A 16,706-nucleotide genomic window follows, 5' to 3' on the forward strand; every position below is an offset into this window, starting at 1 on the left:
CGCGGGCGCACGACGCGCGGCGCGGCGCACAACCAAAGTCGTGCCGCACCACGGTTGCGCGTGGTTCGTGGTGGCTTCGGTTGTGCGAACGCGATCCGCGCAGCGCAGCGCTACGCACGGCGCGCGGGGCGCACGGCGCCCGCCGCCCCGCGGGCCGCAGGCCAGCGCGGGCTATCGCGGGAAGCCCGGGGGCCGCGCACCTGCCGTGGCGGCCGCCGCAGCGATCGTCGCCGCTCGACCCCGCAGCGCGCGGAGGTCCCGGTCCCGCCGGAGCGCCACGACCCCGGCGAGGAAGACCTCGGCGGGCACGGGCGGCACCGGGTGCGCGTGCCCAGCGACGGCCGCGGCGAGGGCGTCCGCCGTCGCCGTCCGGTGGTCCGGCCGCATGTCGGCGGCTCCGCGGAAGAACGCCCCGAGCCGGTTCTCGAGCCGCTGGGGGAGCGACGACACGTCCGCGACCCGGGCCCACTCGCCGAGCTCGACCGGCATGAGCACCACCGGGTCCGCCGTCCGCCGTGCCCGCTCGTGCTGCACGACCGTCCCGGCGAGCAGGTCCCCGAGCCGCCGCGGCCGCGACCCGAACAACGCCACGAGCAGCGCCAACGAGCCGAGCGTGCCCCAGAGCTCGAGCAGCCCGACGAGGGCGCGCGTGAAGGCGTGCCGGAACCCGATCGCCCCGCCGTCCGTCCGCACGACGCGCGTGCCCGTCGCGTACCGTCCCACGCTCTTGCCGCGGGTGGTGGCCTCGACGGCGGCGGGCACGAGCACGAGCACGAGGACGAGGACGGCGATCTGCAACGCCGCCACCCAGCCCGTGTCGACCCCGCTCGGGACCACACGAGCGAGACCGATGAGCAGCATGACGTACAGCGCGACGGTGCACACCGCGTCGAGGAGCGCTGCGGCCAGTCGGAGCGCGATGCCGGCCGGCTGGACGTCGAGCGCCACCGCCTCACCGACGACGAGCTCGTCCACGGTGTCGTCGATCGACCGGACGAAGCGCGTGTCCGCGAGGTCGCGCGGCGCGGTCGGCTTCGGCATGGGATCATTCTGTCGGAGACCGGGGCGCCACGCACCGGTGCCGGACCGCCGGCACCGCGCACCCGAGCCGGACCACGAGGGGGAGCAGTGGACCTCGACGCGTACAGCGACGTGCACCGTGACCGCTGGCAGGAGCTCGACCGACTCGCTCGCCGCCGTCCCCGTTCCGGCGCGGACGTCGACGCACTCGTCTCCGGTTACCAGGAGGCCGCGACCGACCTCGCCCGCATCCGTGGCGCAGCGCCCCGGACCGCGACGGGGGACCGCCTCTCGCTCACCCTCTTCCGCGCCCGGCTCCGCTTCACCGGCACCCCGGTCGACCCGCTGACCGCGCTCACGACGTTCTTCGCGGTGCAGCTCCCCGCCGCGCTCTACCGGATCCGCTGGACCACGATCTGGGTGGCCGTCGCGACGACGCTCATCGGGGTCGTCGTCGGCGTGTGGATCAGCGCCACCCCCGGCGCGGTCGACACGTTCGGCACGCCCGAGGCGCTCCGGCGGTACGCGACGCAGGACTTCGTCGACTACTACTCGGACCACGGGCTCGGGGCGTTCACGGCGCAGGTGTGGACGAACAACGCCTACATCGCCGCGAGCATGGTCGCGTTCGGCATCACCGGCGTCTTCGTCCCGTTCTCGATCGTGCAGAACGCCGTCGGGCTCGGGGTGTCCGGCGCGGTCATGCACTCCCAGGGGCGCCTCGGCGACTTCTTCCTCTGGATCGCACCGCACGGTCAGCTCGAGCTGTACTCGATCTTCGTCGCCGGAGCCGCCGGACTGATGATCGCGTGGTCGTGGATCGCGCCGGGCGCGCGGACCCGGGCGCAGGCACTCGCCGAGGACGGTCGCGCGCTCATCACGGTCGCGGTCGGACTGACGCTGACGCTGCTCCTGTCCGGGCTCGTCGAGGGCGTCGTCACCCGCCAGCCCTGGCCGTGGCCGGTGAAGATCGGCATCGGGACGGCCGCGCTCGCGTTGGTCCTCGTCTACCAGTGGGTGGTCGGCGGTCGGGCGTACCGCGCGGGGGAGCGCGGTGACCTCGAGGAGTTCGAGCGCGGCGCGACGGCGCTGACCGCCGGCTGAGCAGCCGTCAGAGCCGTCCGGCCGCCTTCGCGCGGATGTAGGCGTCGGCGACGAGCGGCGGCACCGCCGTCGGCACGCCCCGCACGACCTCCGCACCGGCACGGCGAGCGGCGTCCGCGACCCCGTCGGCGTCGAGCAGGGTGCGTTCGGCGGCCGCCCGTCGGTGGACGTCGCGTTCGGCAGCCCCGGCGCGTGCTGCCCCGGCCGGGAGGCCCGCCCCGCGTCCGACGGCTGCTCCGCGTCGTCCGGTGGCCGGCTCCAGGGCTGGGAGCGCCGCCGCCGAGACGGCCGGGTCGGTCACGCTCGTCACGACGACCGCGTGGCGCGCGGTCAGCCGGGGGAGCACGGCCAACAGGTCGCCAGACGCCCCGACCGAGTCGAGGCCGGAGAGCAGCACGACGAGCGCTCGGGAGGTCGTGACCGCGTCGACGACCGCCGGCACCGCGGCCCAGTCGGTGGCGGCGAGCCCGGGCTCGGCCTGTGCGAGGGCCTCGCCGAACCGCTGCACGACGTCCGTCCGGGTGGCGCCGACGACCCGTTCGCGGACGTGGTCGTCGAGCACGACGAGGTCGACGCGGTCCCCGGCTGCGGCAGCGAGCGCGCCGAGCAGCAGCGCCGACTCGATGAAGGTGTCCAGCCGCGGCTCGTCCTCGATCCGCCCCGCCCCGGCACGGCCGGCGTCGACGACGACCACGACCCGACGGTCCCGTTCCGGACGCCAGGTCCGCACCACGAGGTCCTGCCGACGGGCGGTCGCCCGCCAGTCGATCGACCGGACGTCGTCGCCCCGGACGTAGTCGCGGAGGGAGTCGAACTCGGTGCCGTGGCCGCGGAGTTGCAGCGTCGTCTCGCCGTCGAGCTCCCGGAGTCGTGCCAGCCGGGACGGCAGGTGTCGACGGGACCGGAAGGGCGGCGTCACGACGAGCTCGGCCGGAGCCGGCAGGACCCGTTGCCGTGCGGCGAGCCCGAGCGGTCCGAACGCCCGGACGGCGACGCCCGCGGTCCGTCGACGCCCACGACGGAACGGCGCGAACCGGACGCGGGCGGTGCGCCGTTCCCCGGAGGGCACCGTCAGGCGGACGCGGTCCGGCCCGAACCCGGTCGAGGGCTCCCACATGTCGCGGACGAGCGCACGGAGCGGGCGCGGGCCGTCGTTCGCGAGGACGAGCGTGCCGTCGGCCACGGTGTCCCGACGTGCGAGTCGGGGCATCCGGCGGTCGACGCGCACCCGTCCGAGGTCGGCCGCGAGCAGCACGTCGAGCGCCGCGGCCACGACCACGACCCCGACCCACGCGAGGCCCGCCCACCCCGTGCCGAGCAGCACGACGAGGACGACGCCGACCGCGAGGAGCGCGACGAACCGTCCGCTGACGGCCACTAGATCGGCACCCGGACCTGCTCGAGGACCTGCTGCAGCACACCGTCCGCGCCGACGCCCTCGAGTTCGGCGTCCGCGGCGACCCGCAGCCGGTGGCGCCAGACCGGCAGGACCATCGCCTGCACGTGGTCCGGGGTGATCGCGTCGTACCCGGTGATCCACGCCCAGGCCTTCGCCGCGGCGAGGAGGGCCGTGGCACCGCGCGGACTCACGCCGACCCGGACGGACGGCGCCTGCCTCGTGGCGCGGGCGAGGTCCACGACGTAGGCGAGCACGTCGTCCCGCGCACCGACCCCGCGGACCGCGCGCTGGGCCGCCAGCACCTCGTCGCGTCCGACCACCGGGACGATGCCCGCCGACGACACGTCCCGCGGGACGAAGCCGTCGGCGTGCCGTCGGAGGACCTGCCACTCGACGTCCCGCGGTGGCACGTCGAGCGTGAGCTTCATCAGGAACCGGTCGAGTTGGGCCTCGGGCAGCGTGTAGGTGCCCTCGAACTCGATCGGGTTCATGGTCGCGGCGACGAAGAACGGGTCGGGCAGGGGTCGTGCGTCCCCGTCGACGCTGACCTGACGTTCCTCCATGGCCTCGAGGAGCGCGGACTGCGTCTTCGGGGGCGTCCGGTTCACCTCGTCGGCGAGGAGCACGTTCGTGAACACGGGGCCCTCGCGGAACGGGAACGTGCCCGTCGACGCGTCGTACACGAGCGACCCGGTGACGTCGCCCGGCATGAGGTCCGGCGTGAACTGGATGCGCTTCGTGTCGAGGGACATCGCCGCCGCGAGGCTCCGGACGAGCAGCGTCTTCGCGACCCCGGGGACGCCCTCGAGGAGCACGTGGCCCTGCGCGAGCAGCCCGACGATCATGCCGGACACCGCGCCCTCCTGGCCGACGACGGCCTTCGCGACCTCGGCGCGGACGCGGTCGAAGGCGTCGCGGAGCGGGTCGGCCACCGCGACGGCGGGCTGCTGCTGGTGGTTCGGGGGCAGGTCGGTCACGCTCGTGCTCCAGGTCGGTCTCGGTCGGTCGGTTCGGTCGGTTCGGCGGGGGCGGCGGTCGCGCCCGTGGCGGCGGCGGTCACGGCGTGCTCGAGGTCGTCGAGCGCGGCGACGCCGGCGGTCAGGGCGGCGTCGGTCGTCGCCGGACCGCCGACGAGCACGGCGCCGACGTCGGTGTGGCGTCGGCCGGTCGCCCGTGCCGCTGCCCGGACGACCTCGTCGACGTGGGCGGAGCGGGGGAGCCCGAGGCGGGTGCCGATGCGTCGGAGTGCCGCGACGCGCAGCGTGTCGAGCGTGTGCGTCCGGTCGCGCGTCCGTGCGTAGAGGCGGGCCCGGCCCTCGGTCGTCTCGGCGGCGCGGACCACGACGGGCAGCGGTTCGACGACGAGCGGACCGAGTCGTCGTCCGCGCCAGACCGCGGCGGCGACGGCGACGAGCGCGAGGAGCGCGATCGCGCTCGGGACCCACGGGGGCGCGAGGTCTCCGAGGGTGGGCGCGGCGTCGGCGCTCCCCGGCGTCGGGATGTACCAGGTGAGCCGGTCGCTCCCGCCGAGCAGCCCCAGTGCGAGCCCGGCGTTGCCCGCGGTCGTGATCGTGTCGTTCCGGAGCGCGTTCGTGGTGCCGAGCAGGGTCACGTCGCCGCCGTCGGTCGTGGCCCGGACGATGCCCCACCCTTGGGCGTCGCCGGAGCCGGTCGGGACGCAGCGTTCCACGTCGCCGCCCGACACCCGGTAGGACGTGCCGTCGGCGGTGACGGAGCGGGCGGCGGCGACCTCCGGGACCGCGCAGGTCGTCGTGCCGACCGCTGACCCGTCGCCGACGGTGGCGACCGGCTCGACGTCGAGGCCGAACGCCTCGAGGACGGCGCCGGACCCGCCCACCAGGACGACGTGTTCGGCGGAGCGGGCGATCCGGCGCGCGACGGCCGCTGACAACGCTCGGTCGGCGTCGTCGACGAACACGGTGCCGGTGCCGACCCGGTCGGCGGACCGCACGACGTCGACGGCTGTGCCGCGCTGCTCGAGCACCCGGACGAGTGCCTCGGCGCCGCTCGCCGACGGGCTGCGGGGGTCGAGCTCCCGCGTGGCGGGCCCCCGTTGCCCGCCCACCGCGGCCGTGAGTCCGGCGAGGAGCACGGCGACGAGGGCGACGACGACCCAGACGCCCCACCGTCGACGTCGGCCCGACGGCGTGGACGAGGCCGGGTCCGGGTCCACGTGCCGGTCCGGGGCGTGCGGCGGTGTCGTCAGGGTGGCGCTCACGCGGGCACCACCGGGGCGTCCGGGCGGACCGGGCGGGTACGGGCCACGGTCCGGGCGGTGTCGAGGACGACGGTCCCGGTGTCCCGGTCGGCCGTGCGACCGAGGTAGCGGACGTCGTCGAAGACCCGGGCGGCACCGTCGAGGGCGTCGTCCAGGTCGGGGAACGACCGGGCCGCGCGCGCCGCGATCGCCCGCGCCGTGGAACCGGGTACGTCCGGCACGAGGTCACGCTCGCCGAGGCCGCGCGCGAGCGCCCGGAAGCCGTCGAGCACCGCCGTGGTCCAGTCGCCCCGAGCAGCAGCGGCCTCCGCGGAGCGCACGAGGTCGGCGCTGGTCCGGGTGTCACCGTCCTCGAAGACGCCGCCGCCGGGCGATCCGGACGTGCGGGCCCGGCGGTGGGGGAGGCCACGAGCGAGGACGACCACGACCGCCACGGCGACGAGGACGACCACCGCGACGACGAGCAGCGTGTGCCCGAACGCTGGGGAGTCGAGTCCGTCGGCGCGGAGTGATCCGAGCCAGTCGAGGAACGCCTTCGACGCCCGGTCCCACCACGTCGGCCGTGCCGCGTCGTACCGCTGGTGCTGGAGCTCCTGCTCGAGCAGTCGGCGCGCCTCGTCGGGGTCGACCGCGCTCACCGCGGTCCGCCCCACTGCGGCGGTGCCCACTGCTGCGGCGGCTGCGGATCCCACTGGGGCTGTGGACCCCACTGTGGCGGCGGCCCCCACTGCGGCTGCGGTCCCCACGCCCCGGGCGGCCCCCACGCACCAGGGGGCGCCGGCGGTAGGGGATCGGCCGGGGCGAAGGGGTCGGTCGGCACTCCGGTGTCGAGGTGCGACGCGATGCGCTGGTCGAGCCCCTCGGTCCGGATCCGACGATCGATCGCCAGGAACGTCAGCACCGAGCCCGAGATGACGTCGGTCGTGCACTGCACCGCCGTGACGAGCAGGGCGCCGACGACCACCACGACGACCGACCACACGCCGCCGTCGGACCCGGAGGTCTGCCCGAGCGGGTCGAACACGCCGCCGACGAGCACCGTGGCGATCGAGAGCGGGAACGACGCGATCGACACCGCGAACGCGAACGCGGCGTTCACGAGCAGCATGATGCCGAAGGTCCGCCAGAACGCCCCTCGGGTCAGCCGCCACGACTGCCCGGCCGCGGAGAACACCCCGCGGCCCTCGAGCGCGATGGTCGGGATGGTGAACGCGAACTTCGTCGTCAGCCACGTCGACACCACCGCGCCGCCGAGTCCCACCACGAGCACCGCGAGCAGGAACCAGCCGAACTCGGCCCGGCTGCTCACGAGCGCGACGACGAAGCCGATGAACACCGCGAGGAACACCCCGCCGAGCAGCACGCCGGCCGCCGCCTGCAGGAGCACCCACGCCACGACCGACCAGCGGCGACCCGCGAGGAGGGCCCAGACGCCACGGAACGTCGCTCGGCGTCCGAGCACCCGCTGCCCGGTGTCCACCGCGACGGGCGCGAGGAGGAACCCACGGAACAGTGCCGCGACGAACGGCAGCCCGACCGAGAGCAGCAGGAACGCCGTGGCGGTGCCGGCGGCGACCGACGCCGCGTCGGCCGAGGACGTGCCCGAGTCGAGCGTGCTGAACACCCGCGCCTGCAGGGTGCCCTGGGAGAGGGTCGACGCCACCTTCGCGAGCACGCCGATCACACCCGTGACGAGGAAGCTCCAGAGCAGCAGCACCCGGGCGTTGCGTCGGAACACGGTGAAGGCACCCCCGAGCACGTCGCCGAGGCCGAGCGGTCGCAGCGGCACCACCGGACGGGACGCGGTCGGCGCCCCGGCGCCCGGACGGGGACCCGCACCGGGCCCTGCACCCGGCCACGGGGCGGACGGCGGCTGCGGGACGGGCTGCTGCGGGCCTCCAGTCGGGCGCTCCTGCGCACCGTCGGACCCCGGTACCTGCCAGCCGGACATGCCCCACCCCCTCCGTCGCACCGCACGCGGACACGCGGTGGTCTCCATCCTGGCGGAAAAGCGTCGACGGCGGGGGCCTCGGCTATCGTGAGGAACGGTGTCGGACCGACACCCACGCTCCACAGGGACGGAAGCCCCCATCACATGACACCGCGCATCCTCGTCGTCGACGACGACCAGGCCCTCGCCGAGATGATCGGCATCGTCCTCCGCTCCGAGGGCTTCGAACCCGAGTTCAGCGCCGACGGCAACGACGCCGTCGACGCGTTCCGGAACTCGGATCCGGACCTCGTGCTCCTCGACGTGATGCTCCCCGGCATCGACGGCATCGAGGTCTGCAAGCGCATCCGCGCCGAGAGCGGGACACCGATCATCATGCTCACCGCGAAGAGCGACACCGCCGACGTCGTCGTCGGGCTGGAGAACGGCGCGGACGACTACGTGGTCAAGCCGTTCAACCCGAAGGAGCTCGTCGCGCGCATCCGCACCCGGCTCCGACCCACGGCCTCCGACTCGACCGTGCTGCACGTCGGGGACCTCACCGTCGACGTCCCCGGGCACGAGGTCCGCCGCGGCGACACCGCGATCGCCCTCACCCCGCTCGAGTTCGACCTCCTCCGCGCCCTCGCCGAGAAGCCGAACCAGGTCTTCACCCGCGAGATGCTCCTCGAGCAGGTGTGGGGCTACCACTACAAGGCGGACACCCGCCTGGTGAACGTGCACGTCCAGCGCCTCCGCGCGAAGATCGAGCACGACCCGGACAACCCGAAGATCGTCACGACCGTCCGCGGCGTCGGGTACCGGGCCGGAGGAGCCTGAGCACCGTGCCGCGACGACCCCCGTCGCGACCCCGCGCGGCACCGAGCGGCACCCTCGGCCGGGTCGGCCGTCGGCTGCGCCGGTGGGCGCGCCGCGGCTGGCGCGGCATCGCCTACCTGTGGCGCCGGTCGCTCATGTTCCGGTCGGTGGCGATCACCGTCGTCACCACCGGTCTCGCGGTCGCCGTCATCGGCACCGCCGTCATGGTGAGTATCTCGAACAACGTCTACGCGCAGCGCCGCGACCAGATCGAGTCCGAGTCGGCCCGCGCGACCCTCGTGGCGCAGAACATCTTCGACGCCGCGACCGCCAGCGAGGACAACAACCAGTCCGAGCTCGAGACGCTGCAGAACGAGGCGCAGCAGGCGATCCTCTCGAACACGACGAGCCCCGGCGGCACCGACGTCGCGATCGAGCGGACCCCTGGTCAGACGACGCCGCAGACCCTGCAGACCATCGTCACGCGCGACTTCCCCGACGCCGTCATCACCGACGCGCTGCGGAAGGAGGTCGCCAAGAACACCGGACGGCTCAGCCTCCAGCCCGTGCAGCTCGACGACGAGGGACGCCGGCAGCCCGGGCTCGCGGTCGGCTCGACGCTCCAGATCCCGAGCGCCGGCCAGTACGAGCTGTACCTCGTCTACGACCTCTCGGACGCCCAGCAGACCCTCGACTTCGTGTCGCAGACGCTGTCGATCGGCGGCGTGGCGCTCATCGTCCTCATCGCCCTCGTCACCAGCCTCGTGGTGCGGCTCGTCGTCGTGCCGATCCGCGGGGCCGCCGAGACGAGCCGCAAGATCGCCGCCGGCCGCCTCGACGAGCGCATCCCGGTGCACGGCGAGGACGACATCGCCACCCTCGCGCGGAGCTTCAACGGCATGGCCGACGCGGTGAGCCGGCAGATCACGCAGCTCGCCGAACTGTCCCGGGTGCAGCAGCGCTTCGTCTCCGACGTCTCGCACGAACTCCGCACGCCCCTCACCACGATCCGTCTCGCGGGTGACGTGCTCTACGACTCCCGGCACGCGTTCGAGCCGGCGGTGGCGCGGTCGGCGGAGCTCCTGCACGCCCAGGTCGAACGCTTCGAGCTCCTCCTCGCCGACCTCCTCGAGATCTCCCGCTACGACGCGCAGGCGGCGCAGCTCGACACCGAGCCGGTCGTCCCCGCGGCGCTCGCCGCAGACATCGTCGAGGAGTTCCGTCCGCTCGCCGAACGCGCCGGGGTCGACCTCCAGCTGCACACACCGGGCGGCCACACGACGATGCAGCTCGACGCCAAGCGCATCCGGCGGATCATGCGGAACCTCGTCGGCAACGCCATCGAGCACGGTGAGGAACGGCCGGTGCAGGTCGTCGTCGACAGCGACGCGCGCACGGTCGCGATCGCGGTGCGCGACCACGGCGTCGGCATGCCCCCGGAGGACGCCGCCCGGGTGTTCGACCGGTTCTGGCGTGCGGACCCGAGCCGCAAGCGCACCATCGGGGGAACCGGGCTCGGGCTCGCGATCAGCCTCGGGGACGCGAACCTGCACGGCGGCCGGATCGACGTGTGGTCCCGGGTCGGCGACGGGTCGGCGTTCGTGCTCACCCTGCCGCGCACTGGTCACGTGTCGACGGCGACGTCCGCGATCCCGCTGCCCGACCTCGACGACCCCTACGACGGTCCCCGCGCCGTCCGCGAGGAGGACGCATGACCCGCCGCACCGCAGCCGGCCGCACCGCCGCGGACCAGGGCGGCGCCCGCGCGACCGCGGGCGCCGCCGCCCGCCCGACCACCGGCGCCGCGGCCCGCGCCCCGCGCGGCGGCCTCCGCCGCAGCCTCGCGGTCGCGCTCGCCGCCCTGACGCTCGTCGCGCTCGCCGCGTGCGCCGCGATCCCGGTCTCCGGCGACGTCCGCTCCGGACAGTCCATCAAGGACGAGTCCGTCTCCGGCGTCGAGCTGCGTCCCGACGGCCCCTCCGGCGGCGAGGACCAGACCGCCGTGCTCCGCGGCTTCATCGCGGCGGCGACCGGCGCACAGAACAACTACGCGACCGCTCGCGAGTTCCTGTCCTCCGGCTTCTCGCAGAAGTGGAACCCGCGGCAGGGCGTCACGATCAGCGACGGCAGCGGGCAGGTCGAGCGCGTCGGTGCGAACGAGCTGACGTACACGCTGACCGCGAGCGCCTCGGTCGACGCGGACGGCGAGTACACGCAGGCCGTCCGGCCGACCACCTCGACGCTGACGTTCCAGTTCGTCCGGGAGGGCGACGACTGGCGCATCGCGTACGCCCCCGACGGCATCATCCTGTCGCCGGTGCGCTTCCAGTCGGTCTTCCAGCAGCACGCGCTCTACTTCTTCGACCCGACCGGCGATTCCCTCGTCCCCGACGTCCGCTGGTTCCTCGCCCAGTCCTCGGTGGCCACCCGGGTCGTCAGCGCGCTCCTCGCCGGCCCGGCGGACTGGCTCGACGGCGCGGTGGTCTCCGCGTTCCCGAAGGGCACCCAACTGTCGCTCAACGCCGTGACGATCGAGAACGGCACCGCGCAGGTCGACCTCTCGAGCGCCGCCCTCCGAGCCAGCACGGCCGACCGGGTCCGGATGCGCGAACAACTCGCGAAGTCGCTCGCCACGGTCGCGTCCGTGTCGTCGGTGACGTTGACGGTCGAGGGCGCGAGCCTGTCCGTCCCGTCGAGCGGGTCGTCGGACGCGCAGCAGAACCCGGACGTCGACCCACGCCCCCTCGTCGAGGCCCGCGGCAAGGTCGGGTACGCGGCCGGTACCGGCTCCGTGTCCGCGCTCGGCGGTGGGATGAGCCAGCAGATCGTCGCGCTCGACCCGGACGCGGTCGCCCTGAGCGCCTCGGGGACGTTCGCGGCGGTCCGGAGCGACGAGGGCGTGTTCGTCGTCCGCTCGGGGCAGCAGCGTCTCCGCGTGGACACCCGCACCGACCTCGTTGCGCCGTCCGTCGACGACGTCGGCGGGGGCTCCGTCTGGGTCGCGAGCGAGGACCAGCCGTCGAAGGTGCGGTCGTACTCGCTGACCGGCGAACCCCACGACGTGTCGACGACGCTGCCGTCGGGCAAGCTCGTCTCCTTCCAGGTCTCCCGGGACTCCACCCGCGCGCTCGCGCTCCTGCAGACCGCGGACGGACCGGCGCTCTACGTGATGGCGATCGAGCGCGACCGCGACCGGGTGCCGACGGCGCTCGGCCCGCCGGTGCGGGTGCAGGCCGCGTCCGAGGACGCCGTCTCCGCGACCTGGGTCAGCGACGTCGACGTGGCCTCGGTCGGGCAGACCGAGAGCGGCCCGGAGATCGTGCGCACCACGATCGGTGGCCGCGCCACGACGCTCCCGCAGCCCGACGGTCGGGCGACGACGATCGTCGGCGGCAGTGGCGGGTCGCTGCTGCTGCGCATGTCGAACGGGCAGGTCCTGCAGTCGACGGGCGGTGGGTGGGAGCCCACCGGCGTCACGGCGAGCGTGCTCGGCACCCAGCGCTGACGGCACCCAGCGCTGACGGCGCCACAGCACCGGCTGCCTGCACTGGGTGCCCGCATCGGCTGCTTGCACCGGCTCTCCTGCACCGGCGACCCGGCCTGGAGGCCCGTCCACCGTCCGGCGGACCGCCGCCCGTCCGGCCCGAGGCCGGTGCAGCATCGCGCGGGTGACCACGCCGCGCCCGTCCCCTCCCCGTGACCCGACCGCCGCGCTGCGCGCGGTGGTCGGGCTCGTCCTCCCGGTCGACTGCGTCGGCTGCGGGGTGCCCGACCGGGCCCTCTGCGCCACCTGCCGGACGCACGTCGCGGCTCGACCACCGCGGGTCCGACTGATCGCCGGTGTCCGGACGGACGCGGCGTTCGAGTACGAGGGGCTCGTCCGCACCCTCGTGCTCGAGCTGAAGCTCCGCTCCCGCGTCGACCTCGCCGGCCCGCTCGCCCGGCGGTTCGGCGCGCTGGTGCGGCGGGCGCTCGCCGAGGCACCGGACGGCACGGTCGTGCTCCGGGTGCCGCCGTCCGCCCGTGGTGCCCGGCGACGCGGCTTCGACCCCGTGGTGCTGCTCCTCCGACGGGGACGGGCGCCGGTCGGGTCCGCCCTGGTGCGCTGCGACGGTCGGTCCGGCGGGGGTGGCCGCCGGGCCGGGGCCGGTACTCGGAGCGGGAACGGGCAGAAGGAGCGCACGGCCACCGAGCGCGTGGCGGCGACGGTGGGTGCGCTGCGGGCCGTCGGGGTCGCGGACCGGACCGTGGTGCTGGTCGACGACGTCGTGACGACGGGCGTGACCCTCGCCGAGGCGGTCCGAGCGGTCCGGGCGGCGGGCGGGACGGTGGTGCGGTGCGTGGCCGTCGCGAGCGTCGAGGACTGACCCCGACGTGCACGGACGGTGACGCCTGGGTGTCCGGTGGGTGTCCCGCCGGGATCGCGTGGACGTCGTGACAACCGTCCGCGCACGGGTCTAGCCTCGCGGCAAGGCGTCAGAGATCGCCGGACGGAGGCGACGCGCCGAGCGTGGATGGGAGCCGCCACATGGACGTGACGATCACAGGCCGGAACGTCGGGGTCACCGACCGATTCCGGACCTACGTCGAACAGAAGTCCGAGAAGATCGACGTGCTCGCCGACCGGGCCCTCGCCTTCGAGGTGCGGATCAGCCGTCACAACGAGAAGAGCGGCGGCGCCGGGGGCGAGGACCGTGTCGAGCTCATGCTGATCGGCCCCGGGCCGCTCGTCCGGGCCGAGTCGGCGGCGTCGGACAAGTACGCGGCCTTCGACCTGGCCTTCGCCCGGTTGACCGAACGACTCCGACGAGCACGTGATCGCCGCAAGGTGCACCGCGGCCGCCACCGTCCGACCTCGGTGGGCGAGGCCTCGGGTTCGGCGTTCGAGAACCTCGGCGTGACCCCGGCGGACGGGAAGCTCCTGCAGTCGGTCGCGACCGGCGCGGTGCCGACGGTGGACGCCGACGCGCACGACGAACCCGAGGACGAGGCGTACTGCCCGGTCGTCATCCGCGAGAAGGTCTTCGAGGCCGCGCCGATGACCGTCGACGACGCGCTCTACCACATGGAACTCGTCGGTCACGACTTCTACCTGTTCGTCGACGCGGCCACCGGACGCCCGAGCGTCGTCTACCGCCGCAAGGGTTGGGACTACGGCGTGATCGGCATCGACGACCCCTCGTCGGCCCGGACGGACGCGGTGAGCGAGCCGGCTGCGGCGCTCGCCTGACGGCACCGCACCACCCCGCGACGACCCGGTGCGCGGCCCGTTCGCGGGCCGCGCACCGCCGTGCGTCTCCCAGCGTCGGTCGTCGCGGGGTTGCTAGCATGACTGGCTGATCGCATCGCGCAGACGGCGCGAGACGACCTCGTAAGGAGCTCACGTGGCAAACGTGCTGGAGAAGGTCCTCCGCATCGGTGAAGGACGAACCCTCCGCCGCCTGAAGGCCTACGCCTCGGCGATCAACGACCTGGAAGACGACTTCGCGTCCCTCACCGACGAGGAACTCCAGGACGAGACGAAGGAGCTCCGGGAGCGCTACGCGAACGGCGAGACCCTCGACGACCTCCTGCCAGAGGCGTTCGCCGCCGTGCGCGAGGCCTCGAAGCGCACCCTCGGCATGCGGCACTTCGACGTGCAGCTCATGGGCGGTGCGGCGCTCCACCTCGGCAACATCGCCGAGATGAAGACCGGTGAGGGCAAGACGCTCGTCGCCACGACGGCCGCGTACCTCAACGCGATCCCGTCCCGCGGCGTGCACGTCATCACCGTCAACGACTTCCTCGCGTCCTACCAGTCGGAGCTCATGGGCCGCGTGTTCCGCGCGCTCGGCATGACCACGGGCTGCATCATCGCGAACCAGTCCCCGGCCGAGCGACGCGAGCAGTACGCGGCCGACATCACCTACGGCACGAACAACGAGTTCGGCTTCGACTACCTGCGCGACAACATGGCGTGGCAGGCGTCCGACATGGTGCAGCGCGGCCACTTCTTCGCGATCGTCGACGAGGTCGACTCGATCCTCATCGACGAGGCCCGCACGCCGCTCATCATCTCCGGCCCCTCCTCGGGCGAGGCGAACCGCTGGTTCACCGAGTTCGCCTCGATCGCCAAGCGCCTCACCCCGGGCGAGGACTACGAGGTCGACGAGAAGAAGCGCACCGTCGGCGTGCTCGAGCCCGGCATCGAGAAGGTCGAGGACTACCTCGGCATCGACAACCTCTACGAGTCGGCGAACACCCCGCTCATCTCGTTCCTCAACAACTCGATCAAGGCCGTCTCGCTGTTCAAGCGCGACAAGGACTACGTCGTCATGAACGGCGAGGTCCTGATCGTCGACGAGCACACCGGCCGCATCCTGATGGGCCGCCGCTACAACGAGGGCATCCACCAGGCGATCGAGGCGAAGGAGGGTGTCGAGGTCAAGGCCGAGAACCAGACCCTCGCGACCGTCACGCTGCAGAACTACTTCCGCCTGTACCAGAAGCTCTCCGGCATGACCGGTACCGCGGAGACCGAAGCGGCCGAGTTCATGTCGACGTACAAGCTCGGCGTGGTCCCGATCCCGACGAACAAGCCGATGCAGCGCATCGACCAGACCGACCTCGTCTACAAGAACGAGAAGGCGAAGTTCGAGCAGGTCGCCGAGGACATCGCCGAGCGCCACGAGAAGGGCCAGCCGGTCCTGGTCGGCACCACGAGCGTCGAGAAGTCCGAGTACCTATCGAAGCTCCTCGCGAAGAAGGGCGTCAAGCACGAGGTCCTCAACGCGAAGAACCACGCACGAGAGGCCGCGATCGTCGCGCAGGCCGGTCGACTCGGCGCGGTGACGGTCGCCACCAACATGGCCGGCCGCGGTACCGACATCATGCTCGGCGGAAACTCCGAGTTCCTCGCCGTGCAGGAGATGCACGCGAAGGGCCTGTCCCCGACGGAGACGCCGGAGGAGTACGAGGCCGCGTGGGACGACGTGTTCGACCGCGTCAAGGCCGAGATCAAGGACGAGGCCGACAAGGTCCGCGACGCCGGCGGTCTGTACGTCCTCGGCACCGAGCGCCACGAGTCCCGCCGCATCGACAACCAGCTGCGCGGTCGTTCCGGCCGTCAGGGCGACCCCGGTGAGAGCCGCTTCTACCTGTCGCTCACCGACGACCTGATGCGCCTGTTCAACTCCGGCGCCGCCGAGAGCCTCATGGGCCGCTCGAACGTCCCGGACGACCTCGCGATCGAGAACAAGCTCGTCGGCCGTGCGATCCGCTCGGCGCAGGCGCAGGTCGAGAGCCGCAACGCCGAGATCCGCAAGAACGTCCTCAAGTACGACGACGTCCTGAACCGGCAGCGTGAGGCGATCTACAGCGACCGACGGCACATCCTCGAGGGCGACGACATCCACGACCGTGCGCAGACGTTCCTCAAGAGCGTCGTCGACGACGTCATCGACACCCACACCGGTGAGGGCTCGCCGGACGACTGGGACCTCGACGCCATGTGGACCGAGCTCGGGACGCTCTTCCCGATCTCGATCTCCATCGACGAGGTCATCACCGAGGCCGGGTCCAAGGGCAAGGCGACGCGCGAGTTCCTCGGCCGCGAGATCCTGTCGGACGCGCAGCTGGCGTACCAGAAGCGCGAGGAGCTCCTCGGCGACGAGGCCATGCGCGAGCTCGAGCGTCGCGTGGTGCTCTCCGTCATCGACCGCCGCTGGCGGGACCACCTCTACGAGATGGACTACCTCAAGGACGGCATCGGCCTCCGCGCGATGGCGCAGCGTGACCCGCTGGTCGAGTACCAGCGCGAGGGCTACGCCCTGTTCCAGAGCATGATGGGCCAGATCCGCGAGGAGTCCGTCGGCTACCTCTTCAACCTCGAGGTGCAGGTGCAGTCGGACGGCGAGAACGCCGTCATCGAGGCCAAGGGACTCGGCGAGGAAGGGACGAGCGGCCTGGAGTACTCGGCACCGTCCATCGACGGCGAGGTCGAGGTCCGCGACGAGCAGGGCCGCCTGGAGCAGGCCGCGACGGCACGGGCGCAGCGTGCGCAGGCCGAGGCCGAGGAGCAGCAGGGTCCGGAGCAGGGTTCCGCGTTCGGCAACGCCGCGACGGCCTCCGGCCAGGCGGCAGCGAACAACCGCGCCGAGCGTCGCGCGGCGAAGCGCGGCTGACGCAGCAGCAGACGGACGGGAGGCGCGGTGCCA

Annotated in this window: 13 protein-coding genes; 7 read left to right on the forward strand and 6 right to left on the reverse strand. The window is 73.3% G+C overall.

Annotation, left to right across the window (positions count from 1 at the left end; all coding sequences use genetic code 11):
* Window positions 1-171: 171 nt before the first annotated feature.
* The gene (locus tag QPJ90_RS11555; RefSeq protein ID WP_290131367.1) at window positions 172-1,041 is read right to left on the reverse strand and encodes an RDD family protein; all 870 of its coding nucleotides are present in this window, start codon (window positions 1,039-1,041) and stop codon (window positions 172-174) included.
* A gap of 87 nt (window positions 1,042-1,128) precedes the next feature.
* On the opposite strand from QPJ90_RS11555, the gene QPJ90_RS11560 reads away from it, so the two are divergent.
* Window positions 1,129-2,124, forward strand: coding sequence for a stage II sporulation protein M (locus tag QPJ90_RS11560; protein WP_290131368.1), 996 nt, complete (start codon window positions 1,129-1,131; stop codon window positions 2,122-2,124).
* A gap of 7 nt (window positions 2,125-2,131) precedes the next feature.
* Here QPJ90_RS11560 and QPJ90_RS11565 read toward each other — a convergent pair whose 3' ends face one another.
* Genes QPJ90_RS11565 through QPJ90_RS11585 form a run of 5 tightly spaced genes read right to left on the reverse strand, consistent with a single transcriptional unit; the run spans window position 2,132 to window position 7,551 of the window.
* Window positions 2,132-3,502, reverse strand: coding sequence for a DUF58 domain-containing protein (locus tag QPJ90_RS11565; protein ID WP_290131369.1), 1,371 nt, complete (start codon window positions 3,500-3,502; stop codon window positions 2,132-2,134).
* Window positions 3,502-4,455 (reverse strand): MoxR family ATPase, encoded by a 954-nt coding sequence (locus tag QPJ90_RS11570; RefSeq protein WP_290134218.1) that lies wholly within the window; start codon window positions 4,453-4,455, stop codon window positions 3,502-3,504. The genes QPJ90_RS11565 and QPJ90_RS11570 overlap by 1 nt, the downstream gene beginning before the upstream one ends.
* 41 nt (window positions 4,456-4,496) lie before the next feature.
* Window positions 4,497-5,762, reverse strand: a complete 1,266-nt coding sequence (locus QPJ90_RS11575; protein WP_290131370.1) for a DUF4350 domain-containing protein — start codon at window positions 5,760-5,762, stop codon at window positions 4,497-4,499.
* Window positions 5,759-6,454, reverse strand: coding sequence for a DUF4129 domain-containing protein (locus QPJ90_RS11580; protein WP_290131371.1), 696 nt, complete (start codon window positions 6,452-6,454; stop codon window positions 5,759-5,761). The genes QPJ90_RS11575 and QPJ90_RS11580 overlap by 4 nt, the downstream gene beginning before the upstream one ends.
* Window positions 6,397-7,551 (reverse strand): glycerophosphoryl diester phosphodiesterase membrane domain-containing protein, encoded by a 1,155-nt coding sequence (locus QPJ90_RS11585; RefSeq protein ID WP_290131372.1) that lies wholly within the window; start codon window positions 7,549-7,551, stop codon window positions 6,397-6,399. Before QPJ90_RS11585 ends, QPJ90_RS11580 begins: the two co-directional genes overlap by 58 nt.
* Before the next feature lie 306 nt (window positions 7,552-7,857).
* Here QPJ90_RS11585 and mtrA point away from each other — a divergent pair, with 306 nt between their 5' ends.
* From mtrA to secA, 6 genes are all read left to right on the forward strand, one after another.
* Complete coding sequence (gene mtrA, locus QPJ90_RS11590) at window positions 7,858-8,532, forward strand: MtrAB system response regulator MtrA (RefSeq protein WP_290131373.1); 675 nt, start codon at window positions 7,858-7,860, stop codon at window positions 8,530-8,532.
* 5 nt (window positions 8,533-8,537) lie between these two features.
* Window positions 8,538-10,226 carry an MtrAB system histidine kinase MtrB gene (mtrB, locus tag QPJ90_RS11595; protein WP_290131374.1) on the forward strand — a complete coding sequence of 563 codons (1,689 nt, stop codon included), beginning with the start codon at window positions 8,538-8,540 and terminating at the stop codon, window positions 10,224-10,226.
* A complete protein-coding gene (locus tag QPJ90_RS11600; protein ID WP_290131375.1) occupies window positions 10,223-12,016 on the forward strand; it encodes a GerMN domain-containing protein in 1,794 nt (597 codons plus the stop codon). The genes mtrB and QPJ90_RS11600 overlap by 4 nt, the downstream gene beginning before the upstream one ends.
* A gap of 163 nt (window positions 12,017-12,179) precedes the next feature.
* A complete protein-coding gene (locus QPJ90_RS11605; RefSeq protein WP_290131376.1) occupies window positions 12,180-12,878 on the forward strand; it encodes a phosphoribosyltransferase family protein in 699 nt (232 codons plus the stop codon).
* A 161-nt stretch (window positions 12,879-13,039) separates the two neighbouring features.
* Window positions 13,040-13,741, forward strand: coding sequence for a ribosome-associated translation inhibitor RaiA (gene raiA, locus QPJ90_RS11610; RefSeq protein WP_290131377.1), 702 nt, complete (start codon window positions 13,040-13,042; stop codon window positions 13,739-13,741).
* A 154-nt stretch (window positions 13,742-13,895) separates the two neighbouring features.
* Window positions 13,896-16,673, forward strand: coding sequence for a preprotein translocase subunit SecA (secA, locus tag QPJ90_RS11615; protein WP_290131378.1), 2,778 nt, complete (start codon window positions 13,896-13,898; stop codon window positions 16,671-16,673).
* Window positions 16,674-16,706: the final 33 nt, after the last annotated feature.

Source organism: Curtobacterium sp. 458, assembly GCF_030406605.1.
In the GTDB taxonomy this organism is placed as follows: domain Bacteria; phylum Actinomycetota; class Actinomycetes; order Actinomycetales; family Microbacteriaceae; genus Curtobacterium.

Excerpts from the sequence above, each read along its gene's own strand:
- QPJ90_RS11555 (WP_290131367.1), bottom strand. The coding sequence starts at position 1,041 with ATGCCGAAGCCGACCGCGCCGCGCGACCTCGCGGACACGCGCTTCGTC.
- mtrA (WP_290131373.1), top strand. The coding sequence starts at position 7,858 with ATGACACCGCGCATCCTCGTCGTCGACGACGACCAGGCCCTCGCCGAG.
- QPJ90_RS11600 (WP_290131375.1), top strand. The coding sequence starts at position 10,223 with ATGACCCGCCGCACCGCAGCCGGCCGCACCGCCGCGGACCAGGGCGGC.
- raiA (WP_290131377.1), top strand. The coding sequence starts at position 13,040 with ATGGACGTGACGATCACAGGCCGGAACGTCGGGGTCACCGACCGATTC.